Annotated in this window: 18 protein-coding genes; 13 read left to right on the top strand and 5 right to left on the bottom strand. The window is 36.1% G+C overall.

All coding sequences use genetic code 11. The features are described 5' to 3' along the window. Positions 1-10 precede the first annotated feature (10 nt). Together ACFE6N_RS22860 and ACFE6N_RS22855 are read right to left on the bottom strand one after the other, a co-directional pair. Positions 11-1,111, bottom strand: a complete 1,101-nt coding sequence (locus ACFE6N_RS22860) for a hypothetical protein (RefSeq protein WP_208864328.1) — start codon at positions 1,109-1,111, stop codon at positions 11-13. A gap of 75 nt (positions 1,112-1,186) precedes the next feature. Continuing rightward, positions 1,187-1,966, bottom strand: coding sequence for a hypothetical protein (locus tag ACFE6N_RS22855; RefSeq protein WP_090980563.1), 780 nt, complete (start codon positions 1,964-1,966; stop codon positions 1,187-1,189). 137 nt (positions 1,967-2,103) lie between these two features. Here ACFE6N_RS22855 and ACFE6N_RS22850 point away from each other — a divergent pair, with 137 nt between their 5' ends. The 3 genes from ACFE6N_RS22850 to ACFE6N_RS22840 are packed head-to-tail and all read left to right on the top strand — an operon-like array spanning position 2,104 to position 5,097. Then, positions 2,104-3,051: an ABC-three component system protein gene (locus ACFE6N_RS22850; protein WP_378940155.1), complete on the top strand. Its 948-nt coding sequence runs from the start codon at positions 2,104-2,106 to the stop codon at positions 3,049-3,051. Continuing rightward, positions 3,048-3,290 carry an ABC-three component system middle component 8 gene (locus tag ACFE6N_RS22845; RefSeq protein WP_090980559.1) on the top strand — a complete coding sequence of 81 codons (243 nt, stop codon included), beginning with the start codon at positions 3,048-3,050 and terminating at the stop codon, positions 3,288-3,290. Before ACFE6N_RS22850 ends, ACFE6N_RS22845 begins: the two co-directional genes overlap by 4 nt. Then, positions 3,277-5,097: a DUF2326 domain-containing protein gene (locus ACFE6N_RS22840; protein WP_378940154.1), complete on the top strand. Its 1,821-nt coding sequence runs from the start codon at positions 3,277-3,279 to the stop codon at positions 5,095-5,097. Before ACFE6N_RS22845 ends, ACFE6N_RS22840 begins: the two co-directional genes overlap by 14 nt. A gap of 377 nt (positions 5,098-5,474) precedes the next feature. Here the strand turns inward: ACFE6N_RS22840 and ACFE6N_RS22835 are convergent, their stop codons facing one another. After that, positions 5,475-6,014, bottom strand: a complete 540-nt coding sequence (locus ACFE6N_RS22835; RefSeq protein ID WP_378940153.1) for a hypothetical protein — start codon at positions 6,012-6,014, stop codon at positions 5,475-5,477. A gap of 627 nt (positions 6,015-6,641) precedes the next feature. On the opposite strand from ACFE6N_RS22835, the gene ACFE6N_RS22830 reads away from it, so the two are divergent. From ACFE6N_RS22830 to ACFE6N_RS22815, 4 genes are all read left to right on the top strand, one after another. Then, positions 6,642-7,529: a hypothetical protein gene (locus ACFE6N_RS22830; RefSeq protein WP_378940152.1), complete on the top strand. Its 888-nt coding sequence runs from the start codon at positions 6,642-6,644 to the stop codon at positions 7,527-7,529. Positions 7,530-7,576: 47 nt separating this feature from the next. Further along, positions 7,577-7,858 (top strand): hypothetical protein, encoded by a 282-nt coding sequence (locus ACFE6N_RS22825; RefSeq protein WP_378940151.1) that lies wholly within the window; start codon positions 7,577-7,579, stop codon positions 7,856-7,858. A 573-nt stretch (positions 7,859-8,431) separates the two neighbouring features. Beyond that, complete coding sequence (locus ACFE6N_RS22820) at positions 8,432-10,048, top strand: RNA-directed DNA polymerase (RefSeq protein ID WP_378940150.1); 1,617 nt, start codon at positions 8,432-8,434, stop codon at positions 10,046-10,048. 503 nt (positions 10,049-10,551) lie between these two features. Next, positions 10,552-12,246: a hypothetical protein gene (locus tag ACFE6N_RS22815; RefSeq protein WP_378940149.1), complete on the top strand. Its 1,695-nt coding sequence runs from the start codon at positions 10,552-10,554 to the stop codon at positions 12,244-12,246. A 493-nt stretch (positions 12,247-12,739) separates the two neighbouring features. On the opposite strand, the gene ACFE6N_RS22810 is transcribed toward ACFE6N_RS22815, so the two are convergent. After that, entirely contained in the window at positions 12,740-12,931 is a 192-nt protein-coding gene (locus ACFE6N_RS22810) for a hypothetical protein (RefSeq protein ID WP_378940148.1), read from the bottom strand. 171 nt (positions 12,932-13,102) lie between these two features. Here ACFE6N_RS22810 and ACFE6N_RS22805 point away from each other — a divergent pair, with 171 nt between their 5' ends. From ACFE6N_RS22805 to ACFE6N_RS22790, 4 genes are all read left to right on the top strand, one after another. Further along, complete coding sequence (locus ACFE6N_RS22805) at positions 13,103-13,468, top strand: hypothetical protein (protein WP_378940147.1); 366 nt, start codon at positions 13,103-13,105, stop codon at positions 13,466-13,468. Between the two features lie 605 nt (positions 13,469-14,073). Next, positions 14,074-15,471: a hypothetical protein gene (locus ACFE6N_RS22800; protein WP_378940146.1), complete on the top strand. Its 1,398-nt coding sequence runs from the start codon at positions 14,074-14,076 to the stop codon at positions 15,469-15,471. Next, the gene (locus ACFE6N_RS22795) at positions 15,458-15,811 is read left to right on the top strand and encodes a hypothetical protein (RefSeq protein WP_378940145.1); all 354 of its coding nucleotides are present in this window, start codon (positions 15,458-15,460) and stop codon (positions 15,809-15,811) included. Before ACFE6N_RS22800 ends, ACFE6N_RS22795 begins: the two co-directional genes overlap by 14 nt. Then, positions 15,811-16,374: a hypothetical protein gene (locus tag ACFE6N_RS22790; RefSeq protein ID WP_378940144.1), complete on the top strand. Its 564-nt coding sequence runs from the start codon at positions 15,811-15,813 to the stop codon at positions 16,372-16,374. Before ACFE6N_RS22795 ends, ACFE6N_RS22790 begins: the two co-directional genes overlap by 1 nt. Positions 16,375-17,034: 660 nt before the next feature. Here the strand turns inward: ACFE6N_RS22790 and ACFE6N_RS22785 are convergent. Further along, positions 17,035-17,388 carry a helix-turn-helix domain-containing protein gene (locus ACFE6N_RS22785; protein WP_378940143.1) on the bottom strand — a complete coding sequence of 118 codons (354 nt, stop codon included), beginning with the start codon at positions 17,386-17,388 and terminating at the stop codon, positions 17,035-17,037. 723 nt (positions 17,389-18,111) lie between these two features. Here ACFE6N_RS22785 and ACFE6N_RS22780 point away from each other — a divergent pair. After that, positions 18,112-18,462 (top strand): hypothetical protein, encoded by a 351-nt coding sequence (locus tag ACFE6N_RS22780; RefSeq protein WP_378940142.1) that lies wholly within the window; start codon positions 18,112-18,114, stop codon positions 18,460-18,462. 311 nt (positions 18,463-18,773) lie between these two features. Beyond that, positions 18,774-19,061, top strand: a 288-nt coding sequence (locus ACFE6N_RS22775; protein WP_378940141.1) for a hypothetical protein, incomplete at its 3' end; no start/stop codon positions are given.

The following is a 19,061-nucleotide window of genomic DNA, read 5'->3' as shown; positions in this document are numbered from 1 at the left end:
TTTAGCTGAATTATGGCCTGATCAGCAAAGTTACTTTAAGCGAATCGGTTGACCATTCTGAAATATCCTTTTCCAAGCCTCGTGGATTTTTGATACGGTTTTCGGGATCATATACGAAGCAGATCATTTCCTTACAATTTGGATGTGAACTGTAATGCGCTGCGTCGAGAATTAATTGCTGGCCAACTTCCCTATCGGTCAATCGCTCCCTTGTTTTTTTCACTTCGATAACTATTTTTTCTTCTTTCAAAAGGAAATCCATTCTTGTGGAACTTCCCGCATAAGAAGGCGTATATTCTTCAGCCCGCACATCCTTGAAGTGTAGTTTTAAAAGTGCGTGAAGCAGATCCTGCACATCATATTCATCAATGATCTCGATTGTAGGTCGCTGATTGTACCTATGCTTTAACTGGTTATAGAAGCTATGGAAATTATCAAGAAGGTTGTTGATGGCGTGGGTTGAAAATGCCGACAATTCCGGACTTTCGACATTCTCCTGTTTCAGTTCGATCTGGCGGATCAGCCGGTTGGCCAACGTAAAAAATTCCTTCACCGAAAATGCCTGGCTGGTGATCGCCAATAGATCGGCGGCAACAGTAAGATGTGGTGGTACATCCAGTGGCCTGTTTAGCTTGGAATAGTCCCTGACGATATAGGTCTTCGGCTTGACAAGGCTAATAAAATCATTGATATGGATTCCCCATTCGTATTGCGCTATCTTCTCTAAAACTTCCACTTCAGGAGCAAAGTCGTCTATATTGCGCACGCCCGAAAGTTCGGTTACGATATGCTCCTTGAATTCCTTAAACTTGTCCAGTAACTTCCAAACTTCCTTTTCAAGTGCTTTCAGATCTACACCCTTTTCATCAATAATTTTTTGATAAAAATGATTGGCATCCAGTACCAATGCCTTGTATTCATCGCGTTCATATCGGTAGTAATTATAGTCTTGTTGTGCCCATGCGCCTATCCATTCGTCCTCAAACGACTTTACATAATCGGAAATATCATTAAGCAGCAGGTGAATTTCCGACAATCTATTGCCCGCTTCACTTTTAAGATTTTCTAAGCCCGTTTTTAACCCTGATAAGATATTTCGTTTGATAACCATTTCAATTTTTATACAACCTTAAAAGTAAGGAATACGAACGACTATCAGGCAGCGTTTTTTGTTCTTCCCAACAGACTATTCAATTTTGGAAAATCCCAGGTCATCCCAGGATTTTATTTTTATTTTCTCTATATCCTCCGTATCGTACAGCATTGGCATTTCCTTGGTATATGGCAACGACTTGTGTATTTCCTTGATCAAGGATTTTGCAGAAGTGATAAGGTTAAATATTCTGGGCTGAAGCAACCGATAATCAAGTCGATCCTCCATTTTTAAATTTTTGGGTAATACGCTTCGGGTATGGATGACATCATTTCTGATTTCCTCCAATTTGCAAAATGTTGAATAAGATTTGAACTGGCCAGGATCTTTCATCTTCAAAGCTTTTGGCAAAATCTGGCGTAGCTTTTGGGTGGTAGACTTCCAGCGTTGGATTTCCTTAAAATCCCAGAGCCTGTCTCCATCTTTAGTACGTTCTGTATAGGAGTAGTCAATAGGGGTCAATGCATTGCAAAGGCACTCTACAGCGGTATAGGCCATGATGATACTAATTTTGATATGCTCGAAATAATCATATAGTCTTGATGTGTCCTGATCCGAAAGATCATACGTTTCCCTCGTTGAAATCTTTGGTTCAATCAAGGTCTTATATATCGCCTTCGCCAAATCCAGTTCCCGCACCGAAGCATTCAAATACATGGCAGTAGAATTGGGGTTATCAAATTTGACATTGGACTTTCCGAGTTTCAACCGTACAATTTCCTGCATAGAAACATCTTCGTTCATATCCTGAACTTCGTAAATCACCAGTTTGACTTTTCTTTTATCCGAGATGTGATGCATTTTTCCTTCCATATTATCGGGCGGTAATCTGTAAACTATACTACAAAACGATATGCAATATACGATTCCGCGACCAATGTCGAATCATCTGCAGTTTCTGCGAGACTGCTAATTATTTTGGTATATTTGTTTGATAAATGCTAAATCACATGGATTACCGGTTGGAACTATTGGACGAAAATACTTTTGAAAGCTTAGCGGTTGCCATCTGCGTTAAATTATTCGGAATCGGAACGATCATGTTCGCAGCGGGAAAAGACGGAGGACGTGACGGAAAATTTGTTGGTACCGCAATCCGTTATCCATCAGAAGCCGCTCCATGGTCAGGGAAGTTCATTATTCAAGCAAAACACACTATGAATCCAATCGCCTCGTGTGCGGACAGTGATTTTGAGCGGCTTATCAGGAATGAAGAAATCCCCAAGATAAAGCGACTGAGAGATGCGGGGGATATTGAACATTATTTGATATTTACAAACCGTAAATATTCCGGTGTTTCTGGTGAAAACTTGGTGAAACAAATTCAACAAGAAACAGGCGTTGAGAATGTTGTTATAATAGGGAAGGAGACGATCAATAATATTTATCTTAATCCAAGCCGCGATCTTATTAAGCAGTTCGGGCTGGATAAGCATCACATCCCTTTTGACTTTTCAGATCAAGAGATCAAAGAGATCATTCTGACTTTTAAAAAGCAGTTGCCACAGTTAAAAGTTGATGTTACTGTAAAGGCAAATCAGGTTAAGTACGATTTTGACCATCTCGAAAAAGACGAGAAAAACAGGAAAAACAGCCTTGGTGCTGAATATTACCAAAATGTGATCCTGGCAGAATCATTGATGGAGTTTGACAAATTACAAATGTTTTTAGATGCGGATGAAAATTCTGAGCTCAAAGACTATTATTTTGACATAGCCGCTGAACTCAATCAAATGATCATCTTGCAGCGGGATAATTTCGGTAGTTTTGAGGAAATCTTCATTTATATCTACCAGCGTATCTGTGACGGCAGTTCAGATCTAAAGGGCGCAAAAAGACATGTTATGACATTTTTGCATTATATTTATATGGAGTGTTTAATAGGAATTAAATCATGATAAAGCCGGACCGTCATACTAATCCTGATTATTCAGTAATCAATATCAGCGCGTATATACTTCGCCAGTTAAAGGCGCAGTATATTATAGGATATGATCAATTGCTGGAAAAAGTGGTTAAAGGTATGGGAGAAAAATCAAGGGAAAACTATCCTTACGCACTCAACTTTCTTTATCTGTTAGGAAAGCTTCAATACAAAGAAGCGAACGATACGTTTATTTATAATGAAGCTCAGTAAATTATATAGCAACAGTGAAACCTTCAAAAATATCGCGTTCAACTTAAAGGGATTGAATGTGGTTTATGCTGATGTGCGAACAGAGCTAGACGACCATAAAAATTCGCATGATCTTGGTAAAACCAAGCTATCGGAACTAATTGATTATTTACTACTAAGGGATGCAGACGGCAAGCGGAACTTTCTGCTCAAGATCAGAGACAGTCAGGGCGTTTCAATTTTTCAGCACCATGTATTTTATCTGGAAATCCTGTTAAATGATGGAAGGTTCCTAACAATCAAACGCGCTGTCAATAACAATACTAAGATAAGCCTGGCTATCAATTTACAGCAATCTGTTGAATTTGTGGAACTTGATGAATGGGACCACGAAGACGTTCCAATAAATAAAGCCCGGAATATTGTAGGTGACCTGTTAAATTTTGACTTTTTTAACAAGAAGAACTATAGTTTTCGCAAGGCGCTGAATTACAGCCTGCGAACTCCACCTGATGACTACAAAGATGTTTATCAGCTGAACAAATTTGCCAACGGCAAACATTCCTACTGGAAACCATTCATATTCGACCTTTTGGGATTTGACGGAAGTTTACTTGCAAAAAAATATGCAAACGATGAACAGCGCGATGAAATTGCCAAATTCATAGAGCAGTTAAAGGCGGAATTTTCAATCAAAATCGAGGACAGGGATGACTTAGTTGCCCAGATGCAACTAATTGAGAACAACGCATCGGAAATTGAAGAAAAAATAGACAAGTTCAATTTTTATGTCCAGGATAAGGAGCTGATCGAAAAAGGCATTGAGGAGATAGAGCAGTCCATCAGTTCAAATAATGCACTCGCCTATAGTCTGAACTATGACATCGACCGTCTGGAAAAATCGATTGCGAACAATTTCGCGTTTAACCTGAATAAAGTCGAAAAAGTGTTTGAAGAATCGGAACTGTACTTTCCAGATCAGCTGAAACATGATTATACCGCACTGATCGAGTTTAACAAAAAACTGACTGCCGAACGAAACAAGCTTATACGCAATACGATCCGAAAGAAGAAAACTGAACTGGAGTTGGTCAATAAAGACTTGGCAGATCAAAACGCAAAAAAAGAATCGCTCTTAAGTTTTATCCAGGACACCGACACTTTCAAACGCTTTAAACAGTTCCAAAAGGATTTGGTTAAGATCGAAACACAACTTTTCACGCTGCGGGAAAAGATAAGTTATATTGATACAATTATTGCCAAAGAAAAAGAAAGTCAAGACCTGCTTGATGAAATACAAGAGACTGTAGATAACTTAAAGCTTCTTTATCAAAATACCCAGAACAATAAACGCTATTCTGATATCCGGACAAAATTTGCAAATTATTACAAACGCATTATGGATGAAGATGCGCGAATATCCTGGAATATCAATACAAATGACAACGTTGATTTTCCTACGCCTAAAGTCCATGAAAAAGTAGGCGACCATCGTGTAACCGCAAAAGACGAAGGAAATACTTATAAAAAATTATTATGTGTCGCATTTGATCTGGCAGTGCTCACCAGTTACAGCGACCAGTCGTACTATCGATTTGTCTATCACGATGACGTGCTTTCACAACAAGACCCAGGAGTTAAGCATCGCCTGCTTGCTTTAATTCATGATCTTGTTATGAAGTTTGATCTACAGTATATTTTATCCGTAATCAAATCAGACCTGCCGATTGATGATAGCGATAACTTTATATTTTTTACTGACCAGGAAGTAGTTCTGCGTTTAAATGATGAGGGGCCAGAGGGCACCTTGTTCGGCTTTGAGTTTTAAAAGGAATAACTAAGTGAGTAAAATAATGTATTTCAATTTACCAGGGTAAACAAAGAATAATCCTGAGGAACTGAATGGTTATATAGACGGTGAATTTGTAATTATACAGATTTCGGAGATCAGATGGAACATGCATGAAAAAATCTCCCGATAGATATTCAAATGTCTTAACCTGGTGGTTATTCCAATTACTTCATCGCTGTGTTTGAAGCATCAATTCATTAATAGGGGGGAGCTTGTTTTTGCCATGCTAATTACTAAGCTGCCCAAACAAACTCCCTATTTCTTTTTCATTTTATTGATCTTAAAATCACTTCGCTTTTATATCTCTTTAATCTCAATTATCTTCTACCCAAATTGCTTGCTCTCGAATAAAGTTAAGGACTTTTCCTTTCAATATGACCTAAAACATAATAGATATTTCCTCTGTCAGTTTCTTCAAGCGCTACACCAACTGATATTTCCTTTGTTCCAACTTTCCACATGTACGCATAAAATGCCTTCCCGTTATTCATCTTTTCTTTTTTTGGATAACCTTTGTCATGTTGTGGTGCGCCGTAAGTTTTAGTAAAATATTTCTTGAGTAAATCCATTCTATCAAATAGCGCCTTACCAAACTTTGTATTATCAATGGTTGCGGTATCAATCAGATAAACCTGGTTCAAAGCTTTCGAACTATCAATGTAGGTACTAACGTTGTATAGGTTTCCGTCTAAATCTGCTAGAGAGTCTGGATATATTTGGTTAAATTCTTCTTCTGATATTCCAAACTTAGCTTTGCCTATAGCGATTCCTTCTGTGGCTTTGATTAAACTATCCGGTATAGAATGTGCTTTTTTATTTTCGTTTTGCTTGCAAGAAAATAGGAGTGAGACAATGGAAAAGAAAATGTAGATATAGATGTGCTTGTTTTTCATTTATTAGTTTTTAATTCTGGTGATTGTCGATCTTTGTTTAAAACCTTAAACTTTATAATTTCACATACGCCATAATAGAGCAAAATTCTGTTACAAGCCTCAAATTTTCGGGAAAGCTTATGCTTTTTTTTAAACCAAAAAGGATGTCTTGTGTTGAGGTTTTTTGTGACATAGCCGATGATTTGTCAAACGGAACGACTTTTAAGCGCTTCTGGCGTTTATCTTTAAAATGCTTGGAAATATCTTCTGTTAAATCCGTATAGTTGTTATACCCGGTATTGGATTTCGTAGTAAATATCTTAAGAGAAACGCAGTTTTCAGGCCCAAATACCACGTTGAGGATAGTATGTGGTTAGGTTAACGGCGGCATTGAAGTTAAATTTACTTGCCAGCGCTGCCGTAAACTCGATTAACTAATTTTTAATAAATTTAATTGGGTCTATTTTCGAGAAATTATCAAAGCATGTAATGCAATAAAATTGTTGACAAGCGGGAAGTATGAACGTTAATATACTCCAAAAGTTGAGCGAACTTAATAGAGGTCTCATTATCGTAAGTTCGGCTCTAAGAGTATTAAGGTACTAAAAAAAAATGTTAAATTGTAACAAATTATTTTAATGCTTTCTAATGGAATTCCAAAACATAAAAAATTTCCTTGCTAAGGTTGATGAAAATACCTACACAACTATTTTAATCACATTTATTATTTTTTTTCTCGGTTACCTATTTAATTGGCTCAGTAAGCAATTATCTGAATTTGGAGAAAGGAGACTTTATCGACAGCTCGTTAAAACATCCCTTCTTAATTTGACCAAGCAGATTAATAAACAAGCAGTACATTTAACAAATTTAGCAAATGGGTTAGATATAGACGGCGTAGGCGCAACTAATTTCGATTACATTATTCTTTACGACCTGAGTCTGATTAGTGAAGTTCCCTATATAACATTAAAAACATCTTTTTTGGATGGCTGGGAGAATAAGTTTAAAAGTTCCATGTCAGTAAAGGACTTTAATGTTTTAATAAATTCCGTAAAATATCTATCTATCGTAAATGATGATATCGTGAATGAAGGTAAGCGATTGTTTGAAGAGTTTTCGCAGCTCAATGAGTTAAGAAATAATGAATTAACAAATGTTCAGCGTAATGTTGAGAAATTTAGGATTAATGCTGTTGGTAGGTATAATTGCAGTGAACCAATAGGAACATATTTCAGGGAAAGAGAGAATATAATCGCAAGATGGCGCAAGAAAGATGATTATATTACACCTACCAATGTACAATTATACCTTCAAGAACTATTAAATTTGAATCGTTCGAATGTTGAAGTAATTTCTGAAAATGAGGAACTTGTTGATTCAACGGAATTAAATATAAGTATAAACCTAGCAACTATGAGATATGAAAATATGGTAAATTTTATGAATGCTAAAAAATCCCAGTTTCTTTTTTATGCTAGGCAATACTATTTGAATAAAGATAAGTTATTTACAATTTATAAAGGCATAAAATAGATTGTTTGAATTGTTTGTTTATGAACGAAAATGGTTTTATCTAGTATATGACAGAAAGAGATCAAGCGAAGAAAAATTTAGTACTTCTTTTAATAGCTGGTATATGTGGTTTGTTTGCAATTGAAAGTGCTGAAACTATTACAATATCTGGAAATAACTTATTGCCCAGAGCATATAGTGTTCCAATAATCGAATCAAGAGAAAGGTGGACAAATTTTTTTTACGTCCTGCTATTTATTGTTTTTTTTGGATTATCGGCTTGGATTATTTTGAGGCTTTTGAAATACCTTTTTCCCAGTTCTTTTTTGTTTAAGCCAGAAAACAAATAATTTTCTTATTCTAATTGGAAAGACGCAGATTCGTAAAAAAAACCAGGTTAATAATAACTTATGTATAAGTTGATCAACATTAGCCATGGGTAAAAGCATAGCTATTCTAGAGTTAAGGATTACAGCGACGTTCGAAGACAATGCTCACACGCAACGTTAAATAGGCACAGGATAGTCCGAAGTGAAGCCTATAAAAGATCTTACTTTTTTTATCTGTAAATTTAAGAAATAGTAAGCATTATACTACTCCAAAATACTTAAGCAAAAACCGCCTATAAGTAAAGTTCTAATCCCTATAACTATTTCTGTCAAGTATTTAGTAAATATACTCTTTTTTTTTGGAGTGTCATTACTTACTTGTCTATTGTTATCCCCAATTTGGTTATATCCAGCATAGATATGCTTTCAGTGATAGATCCAGCTAACCAACATCCAACAACTAATGTTCCTCATGGAACTTCTCTTATATAAAATCAATTTCATTTATATAAAGTAATTTTGAACTATTAATTTAAAACATTTAATTAGCTTAAAATTTCTAAAGTTAGGTTAACTACTCTCAAAATCGACAAAATGGCTCAAGCTGCTAATATCCGGGACGGATTACTCAAAAAAGGTTTTTTTCCAGAAGTCTTGCCTCCGTGCTTTGACAGCTCGAATATGCCCAGGGCTTTTAAAGGTTTGATTAAAGATTTGAAGGTAAAACGCTTTCACAAACGTTCTTCTGCATACATTCGCTATAGTGGTACAAAACATGACAATAATCGAAGGTATTATGGTACGGTAAATCCAATTCCATATTTTTATATTGCCCAGTTCATTGGTAAACATTGGAAGATATTTACTGATAAACGCGATGGGTCTTCGTTTGGAGTAAGTACATATAACTTGGGCACTGAGGTTGACGATCGTGCACTTTTGATCCCCGCTATGAGTGAACTTTCTCCAATAATTTCTTCGAAGATAAAGCACTCTCCGTTTATCATAAAGACTGATATTGCGCAATTTTTTCCGAGTATCTATACACATAGCTTAGCATGGGTTGCACATGGCGTTCAAGCTTCAAAGGAAGATACCAGGTGGAATTCAGAAAGAAATTTTTTTAATAGGCTAGACTGGTTCACCCAGCAATGTCAAAATGGCCAGACGAGGGGTATCATTGTGGGGCCTGACGCTTTTCGGGTAATGGCTGAATTCATTGCCTGCGAAATCGACTCGAAACTAAGTCAGCAGGCTGGGGAGTGCATCCTCGGAGCTGTAAGGCATGTAGATGATTTTTACATTGGCATTCGCTCAGAGCTCGATAGCACAATAGTATTATCTCATTTAAGGGAAATTCTACAGAATTTTGAACTTCAGATAAATGATAATAAGACCAAACTTCTATCAGGATTGTATCCATTGGACGATATCTGGGCACAAGAACTTCGAAGAATTCAATTATATAGGTATGGTGGTTTGGAAAGTTTTGATTATCTTTTGGATAAAGCAAACGATATATCACAAATTTTAGGTTCTCAGAGCCCCATGAAAATCGCTTTAAGAAAGCTCGATACAGCAGAATGTTATTTTGGTTTTTTATGGAATAAAATCGAGCAAAAACTCCAGCGTCTTCTTTATCACTACCCACACTGTATCGATTATATTGCTCTATTGATTGCAAAACGCACTGCTATTGATGAAGAGATTGATAAACCGGGTTGGAAAAGTGCGATTGAGCTTATACTCGAAAAGTCTCTTGGTGCAAGCCATCATCATGAGGTACTATGGTTAACTTGGGTCTCTTTTGTATGTCATATCGAGATTTCACCAGTTTTAATGGCGCGACTTGCGCGCTCAGAAAATTCACATGTTAAAGCATTATTGATTGCAGGTCATCAAGCTGGTTTTTGTAATGTAAGGACTGACATCAAACTTGGCGAAAGTCTCTCAACTAATGATGAAAATTGGCTTCATAATCTGGTTGCAAGAACTACGGGTTTTAGTAGGGCAAGATTCTCCGGTCCATATGCAACAGAATTCGAACACTTGGTTTCCAATAGCATCAAGCTTATTGATTTTAAAAAGCATATGGAATTAGTTGCAGAACTTCATAAAGAAGCAATTAGTAGAACTAAATATGGCTATGATTCTGATGACGATGATGCAGAACAAGACTATGAGGATTTATTCAATGCTTTTGGCGATTAAGAAACCAATAAGAAATAGTTCACGGACTCATATCTGCATATTTCACTGAAAATTTTACAGTTCGGTGCGAAACGGAGTGCACAGTATTAGTGAAATACGTACCCAGATGCCTACTATTATAGTATTTTTAGCCAAAATAATTATTTTGCAATTAATTAATTAATTAATTAATTAATTAATCATTTAAATATATGCCTTCATTAATTTTAAAAGTACAAATCGAACCCGCCTCATCAATCGAACAATGTTTTACAGAAGCTGTTGAACTTGCAACAAGCACAAACACCATCGTCGAATTTCTTCATTATGGAATAATTTGTAGGGCATATCCAAATAGTGATTCTGGCATAGGCGTCGAGCAATATAGGACGATTAAAGCAGATCCAGGCCCTGATAAAATAGCATATTCCAAAGTCTGGAGGTAAGTAAACTATAGAAAAAATGATGGATTTGCATCCGTTTGGAATGAATAAAGTAAAGTAACGCTATAACAACCATTATCAATGCAAGAAGATAAAATATGCTCTTTCAATCTTACAAAAGAAACTTCAGATTATTTAAAAGCAAATACTATCCCATTTTATGAAGGGTCTATTGGCAAGGTTGTTAAACTGAACTATGGGGTAAATGTAGGTGCCAGAAGATGTAAACACAATGTAGTCAGACCCAAAAATCTACATGAATATAATAAAATAATCATTGACCTTACCAATGAGGAGATGATTGATTATAACTATGATCACCATAAAAGCCACAATAATAAATCTAGCAAAGATTTCTATTTCATTTGTCATAGACCCAAGAATATTTTTGATCCAAGGCCATTCGTACTCGAATTCTCCAAAAAGATGTTTAAAGAAAATTTGGAAAGTGGTACCTTACTCTTTGTTTTTTGTGGGCCCGAAGAGCATATTGATTATGAGATTTTAGATGGGGATGACGAATTGGTTCACTCTTCAAATATTTATTCATTCCTTGACACAATTCCCCATCTTAATAAGAAATACGGCGAGTTGGTAAAAATAGCAAGTGGAGACGGTGAGATTTATAACTTTCTGAAGAACTATACAGATGGAACCAAATACCATGTAGTATTCAATGCAAAAGGAGATTTTATTGATGGAAATTTTCGTATAGCATCCAATTTTCACCCATTAATGTTGTCTAACAAGGATGAAATTGTTAGTTTTTATGAAGTGATTGGTGAATCTGGAATCTTTTTCTTGCCTGATATTAAAAATAAGGGAGAATTCTTGTGCAAATTCTTAAAGGAAATTGCTCCAAATATTCTACCACACCTATTTCCTGAAAGTATAAAAGAAAAGTGGCTGGAGGAGTCCCGTTATCATGTTCCAAATCATCAAAAGCTCCAAGACGAAAAATCAGCAATAGAGGTAGAATATCAAAAAAAGCTAGTCCTTAAAAATTCGGAGATTGAAAACAATAAATTGCAGTATCAGTTTTTAAATGACTTATTGATTAAAACGGATGAGGAGCTGGTTGCAGCCGTAATTAAATTTCTGGAACTTATAGGTTTTGAAAATGTAAAGGATGGGGATCTGCTCAATTCTGGCAAGCTAAAGCAAGAAGATATTCAAATCGAGACTGATAGGGGATTGATAGTTATTGAGATCAAAGGGATTGGTGGTACTTCTAAGGATACTGATTGCAATCAAATTGGCAAGATCAAATATAGGCGAGCAAAGGAAAGGAGCCGCTTTGATGTATTTGCCCATTATATTGTAAACCATCAGCGCCATATCCCAGCAGAAAAAAGAGCAAATCCCCCGTTTACAAAAGAGCAAATAGAAGATGCTATAAATGATGAACGCGGGCTGATCACTACTTGGCAGCTATTCAACTTGTTTTTTGCTATAGAAAACAATATTATATCAAAGGAACAAGCCAGAGAAAGCTTTTATGGGTTTGGCTTAATTGACTTTCTTCCGAAAGATAAGATCCTTATTGGCAAGCCTAAAGAGTTAATAAACAAGCACAATGTGGTGATACTTGAAATGGAAAGCGAACCAAAAATAAAGGTAAATGATAAGATTTTAATAGTCTACAAGGATCATTTTCAGCAAGATACTGTCGTTTCGATCCAAAAGGACGGAGTAGATTTAGAAGAAACTGAAACAGGGGAGATGGGGCTCAAACTTACAAATCCCATTAAAAAAGGTGGTGTTTTATATATCTAGTAGTTTTTTTTGAAAGGGTGTTCAGGATAAAAACCGAACGAGCGACTGATCGAAAGATCGGAATGGCTATTTTTCGAAATGCCAACTTATTTAGGAACAGCTGTTGATCAATGATGACAGTCTCAAATCAATGAGCAGAGAATTAGTAAATTCGCTTATGTGTAATAGTCACGACTTAATCTGACAGTTTTCTGTTTTATGTAAATTCAGGACATATTGGTTAACATTCTTTTCTAATGTTAGGCCCAATTCTCGCGTTTAGATATGCTATGTAGATAGTTAGTATATTATCTGAGTCCCTGAATCTCAATTTCCCTCTAATTCCCTGATATCAATTTTGATTGGGGAAAGTTTGTTCTTGCCACGCTCATTACAAAGCTGCCCAAACAAACTCCCTATTTCTTTTTCATTTTATTGATCTTAAAATTACTGCGCTTTTATATCTCTTTAATCTCAATTATCTCCTACTCAAATGGCTTGCTCTCGAATAAAGTTAAGGACTTTTCCTTTCAATATGCCCTAACACATAATAGATATTTCCTCGATCAGTTTCTTCAAGCGCTATACCCACAAATATTTCCTTTTTTCCAACTTTCCACATGTACGCATAAAAGGCCTTTCCGTTTTGCATCTTTTCTGGTTTTGAATAACTTTTTTCATACGGTGGCTCGGCGTATGTTTTCATAAAATGTTGCTTAAGTAAATCCATTCTCTTTAAGTGTCAGAGAAGCGCACAGTTGCTGCAATAATATCTTTCGGGCGATTCCATTTTGAAATAAATATCCTTTATTTAATTTTTCAATTAATTGACAACCAACTAAAATGTATATTTACTAATTGACAAACGATTTTCCAAATGATTGAATCTAAATTAGAAGTTACAAACTTAATTCAGAACAAAGAAACTAAAAAGATCACTCTGGCACGATTACTTGACTTACCTAATTCAATATTAGCTTTCTGTGGGATAAGTTGGTTTCAGGAGTTTAAAAAACATTGGGAAAGCACCGGAGCGATAAAACTACTTGGTGGCCGTATTAAGAAAACGGGAACTAAATCAACAATTATAAATTTCAAAAAGATCCATTATCACATATTATTAATGGGCGAAACGGAAAAGTTAATTCAAAGACAAAGAAACATCATTCTTGAGAAAATTGAGGAGCTATACAAGGGGATAGAGAAAGACCAGAACATCCTAGACGACATTTTAAGCACGTAATGTCAGAAAAGCTAATGATTTTAGTGTAAAATTGACTGTCACAAACCGAGGTCGAAATAGGCTAGTGGTCCATCCCTCATAACCTCACGAAATGGAAAGCCTGAGGAAAAGGGCTTTTCACCTCGCAATACGCTTTTAAACTATCAAGCAGAATGAAAGCAAGATGATACAGTAATCCCTTCTGATAGATTAGCTAAATCGATTGATAAAAAATCCGGGAAGGGTTGTGAAAAAAAACATGTTTAAGTACCATAGGGCCTCCCGAGAGTGCTGCGGTCAGCAAAACGATCAATGAATAAGTTCAGACGCTGGGACGTCTTAAAACCGCTTAAATGCGCCGAGTGGCCATTTTGAAGAGAAATAGCGTGAATAAATATAGATCGAAAAAGCTGGCCACTATGCGCGAAAACAAGTGGATACTATTGGAGAAATCCCAAGTATGGGACACAGTTAAGGTGGGAATGTTGGGAAACCTGGAGGAAAACCACTTTCGCTGAAATACGTGGGTCGAAGAATTAAAAAATGGTTTTAATTTTATCACATTTAAAATTCTAACGTATATTAGACATTTAAATAAAATAAACACTCCATAATCAAGCTGAAATTTGACAAATATCAAAATGTCGCGAAAGAATAGTAAAAGTGATTTTAAAAGGAAAGCTATACGTAGCCATAAAGCATTCTTGAAGTCTGTTTCGAGAGCTGACAAATTTCAGGAATTTAATTTTGTTGAAAAAAAAGTCCAACAAGCCAAAATCAAAAATGACGAGATGTTGATCGATAATATTCGAGAGTCATTACTTGTTGAATTCGAATCATTTATAACACCTGGTTCAGGAGATCTAATTGTGTCAATACCAAATATATTTTGCTTGTGCGAAAACTATAATGCCTGTATTCTTTCCATAAAGAAATTTGCCTCAAGTATGTTTGATTTTCCTGGTATAGAGATTAAGCTGGATTTTTCGCAATGTATAAAAGCTGACACCGCAGCTCTTTTTCTACTTCAAATAATCAGACTAGAATTGATTGAAAAATTAACTGTTTTAGAGCAAAAATTATCTTATTTAAGGATGGTTCCAATAGTTAAGTCGATAGCTTCTAAAAAGAAAGATGTAGTAAGGTTAATGTTAGTTTGTGGTTATCCAGTTTCAACAGAAGATATCCAAAAAATGGAAGGTACTTCTACATTGAGTCCTATACATAATGCGGGATACTACAAGGGAACAGCTAGCCAAAAACATTATCTTGAAAATAAAAAAAGTGTTTTTGCCACTAAGATTGTTGAATATTTTGACTCTTACCTAAATCACCATAATTATCAACTAACTGAAAATGAGAAGGGTAATATTGACGGGATAATTGGTGAAATGTTAAGTAATGCTGAAGATCATAGTGGATCAAACAAATGGTTCGTCACGGCCAACTTCTCTAAAGAAATGACTAAAGATGGAAGTTCGGATGTGGGGGAAATGAACTTAACAATACTAAGTTTTGGAAGATCCATTTATGAAGCTTTTGAAGATACTAGAGACAGTAACTTAGAAAATTATCTTTTAGTTGAAAAATACGCGTCAAATATTCTTACTAACTTTGATACTGGTTTTACAAAAGATCAATTATTTACTGTTGGGACTATGCAAGATCAAATTAGCCGGCTAAAATTTGAGCGGGAAAGCCGGGGAACTGGAACAATGAAATTTATAAATTCTTTCCTAGAGCTTGGAGATTATGTAAATGAGTCAAAAGGCTTTGTACCTAATTTGTCAATTTTTTCGGGAAATGTGCAATTAATTTGTGATAATGAATTCAAACCATTTGCTATTGATACTGTTAAATGTCTATCTTTGAATCCCGAGAAAGATTTGAGGAAACCACCTAGGTCTAGTCATCTCAAGAAATTAGGTCAAAAATTTCCGGGAACTTTAATTAGCGTCAAAATTTATATTAATAAAGAACATTGGGATAAGAAATATGGAGGTATTAACAATGAAAGAGCTTAATCTTCGCCAATATCGACCCGTTAGTAGTTACTCTTATAGTGGCCGACCACAGGGAGAGAAAGTAAGAGAAAAATTGAATTTGTCTGAAATAGATAAATCGAATGAAGAAGTGGAATTTATAATTCCATCTGATACAACATCATTTAATCCATCTTTCTTTTTAGGTCTATTATATGAGAGCATTCAATCATTGGGTTTGGACAAGTTTAATTCCAAATACACAATAAAAGTTGAAACTGAAGATCCTGAACGACGCAAATTTATTAATAGTAATATTGAAGATGGTTTTAGGCATGCATATAATTCAATAAATAAAAAGACTGGACTAAGTTTTTTATAATGACTCTGCTTGAAATCTCTTATCAAATAATTAAAAATCCTGGAAGTTCTCAGGATTTTTTTTTGAAGTATTTGCCCGTTCTAAGTCCAATAATAGTTATTGCTACTTTTATCTTCAATAATAGATATGACCGCAAGAATAAACGAAGAGATGCTAATCGTTCGTGGTACTTCAAAGCCTATTTTGAACCTAATATCAAAAAAATTGAAGATTTCTTCAAGGAGGCGGATAATAAGCTTATCGAAGGAAAAGATTTGTTCAATAAAAATTTCAAGAGTAATAAGAAAACTAAGAACAATCAGGTAATAGCGACCACACTCAGCGAGTTATCTAAATTGAAGAGGAAATTTTCTTTTGAAGTTTTGGAAATAATCAGGCCTGCCTATCCCAGTGAATACCAAAGAATGAATGAACTGCTAATGGATTTTGAAGATGCTGGTAGCGATGTATTCAGCGATACTCAAAAAGAAATTTCAGACCAAATATATTTCACTTATGTTTCACAGATTTCTATTATTAAAGCTAATTTAATCCAAGTACTTTCTGGGCCTGCTCTAGTATAAATAAACATTTCAGAAAATGTAATTCAATTTTGGATTCCAATACAACCAGTGCTACTTGTCCCATACTGAACTTATCTTTTATTTGATCGAATACGGTTTTTTTTTGCCATTGATCTACGTTGCGTATTTTGGCAAAAGAGTACACGCGTTTCGCATTTATGCTGACACCCTGTTTCGGGCAAACTGAAAGTGCTGATCTTTAGATTATATATTTTTCACTCACCGATTCCCTTTAATTTTATAAATTAAGGCTCAGCCGTTAAATGGCTGCTAGATGTAATCTTTAATCTCTCTATTGGGCTTTGGACGCTGTGTCGCGTCTTTTAATTGAAATCCCGCTATGATTTTCCATTAAAGATCCGTTACTGATCTTAAGGGATAGGTGGATGTGAACTTTAATTGGATGGATTTGGTTGCTTCCGGAAAAAGGAAATTTGAGGTCGAGGCCTGTTTTTGTTCATAGAGAAAGGGATATTTCACACAGCCCCCGCTATCAAATTCGCTTACAGTTTGGTCAGAGATGGACTGACCAGTTTCATTAATGTATGCACTCAGCGCTAATAAATTAGGGGGGAGCTTGTTTCTGCCATGCTGGCAATTACTCAGCTGCCCAAACAAACTCCCTATTTCTTTTGCATCGAAATTAGACTTAATGCACTTTTAAATCTCACTAATCTCGATTATTCTTTCCTCGAACTGCTTACTTTCACTACCATCTTTATTAAGCTTAGGAATTTTTTCGTATGTTATTTCAATCATATCATATTCCTGAATTCCTTTGGGAATCAATTCTAAAACTGATTTTAGCTTTAGCGCTTTAGCAATCAAATTTAAATGCCTAATGCTGTATTTATCAGGTTGCCCCAAAGCCTCAACTTTCCCAACGAAACTTTTACTGAGCTTCATCGCTTCGCTGAGATCTCTTTGAGAAAATCCTTTTTCTTCCCGTAGTTGTTTCACTTTAAGGATAATCTTATAATCCAGCTCAGATATAATTGTCGAATATTTTTTCATAAAAATGCTCCGATTATTTGGAGCGTTATTTAATTTTACTATATTTGTTATCAGTAATTTATAGCGACAAATAGAGTAGGGCTTAGCCTTGCTTCAACGATGTCACTCATGCTAGAAAACCGTCAAACTTTCCACATGAGATGATCGTGAGTTCGCCGTATCTATTGGATTTTGCTATCTTCGCGATACCTTATATTCAATAGGGCGGGCTTCATGTTAGTCTTTTGTGGAACTCAGACCTAGGTCTGAGAGGTTCTTGACGGTACCACTGGCAAAAGCATTGGAGTTCGCCCTATTGGTTTTTCCAATCCGGTTCCCTTTTGCTTTTGTTGAGTACGCATCGTTTTTACATAAAACTACCGTTTATGAAAACGAACCAATTAACCGCCATCAGTTATTATCACTTCAAGGAAGTGGTAAAAGATTATTCCCTACAACTATTGTTAAAGAACGTCATCTGTTCTCCATCGTAGTATGGGCCTGAAACTGCCAGGTATAAAAAACCAAATAAGCAGGGGTTGATGTGGGAGAGCGCACATGATCCTTGCGGGTTAATTTAGCCTGGTGCCAGCCCTTTATTGCTTGTTAGGCAAGGGTGCATTACTATGGTTATTCGCATTCCCAAGGTAAGTAACTTTTTCCTCATTTGCAATACGGTTTCCTGTATCTGCCTGTTTTTAGGCAGAGGGGCTGGTTTTTGCCTTTTTTTTTAATGAAATAAGGATGCATAACCCTTCTGATGCCTATCCATTTTACCCTAACCAACCATTTGCTATGACCACCAATAACCGCTATTTGCCAATTTTTTTCCTCTGCTGGGCTTTTTTATACAGCCCGTTTGCCGTATGGAGCATCTGGCTTGCAAGTGCCGGCGGGCATCAACAGGTTGTGGCGGAGAAAAGCCAGGTTGAAAAGGTGTCGCAGCATCCACCAGGCGCGAAGCCAGTACCTGATGATTTTACCTGTTTCTGTACTTTTTATGGAAATAGGGCCTGGGGTTTTAATTGTAACCTCAATTTTTTGGTGTCTTATTATGTAACGGAGCAGGAAGGAGTGGGCCATGGAGGTAAGTAGCTGTTATCCTTTCGATCGGCTTTATGCCTTAAAGCCGAAAAACCCAGTATAGGTTTTGGCGGTGCAGGGGGCTTTACCCTGAGTTCGATTAATATACTTTATTAAGACAAATTGGCTAGCCTTAAAGACCCTGAAACAAGTTCAGGGTGACGACCGTTCATGCCAGGTGCCAATTGAATCCAAAGTAAAGCACATTATCAATAGAATTCAGGCTTGAGGTTTTTTAATGATGTAGTAATCCGGTCCCCTGCATTTGCTTTTTTTTATTGATCTAAAGGTCAGCATACGCGCAATCAACTAACCAAAATTTCATGAACCGAACCACTTTGGCTATGGTATTGGGGAAAATATGCCCCAATTTTTACCTGTGGCTGTTAAAAATATTATTGCTTTTTTTGCTGATTCTGGCCCTAACCGCAAATAGGGCTGCAGCACAGGGAACCAGGCCAGCCAGCGGGATTGCCGTTGGCCAGGCCGTTCCTGAAGCCATCTGGCAGAGCAGCCATTTTGCTTTTTCGGGCGACAAACCCGATGAAGGCAAAAATACTTCAGTTACTTTAAACCGCTACCGCGGCAAACTGATTTTGCTCGATTTTTGG

This window comes from Pedobacter sp. BG31, from assembly GCF_042464845.1.
In the GTDB taxonomy this organism is placed as follows: Bacteria; Bacteroidota; Bacteroidia; order Sphingobacteriales; family Sphingobacteriaceae; genus Pedobacter; species Pedobacter suwonensis.
The sequence above is the reverse complement of the archived record's forward strand: the minus strand, read 5'-3'. Positions and strand labels throughout refer to the sequence as shown.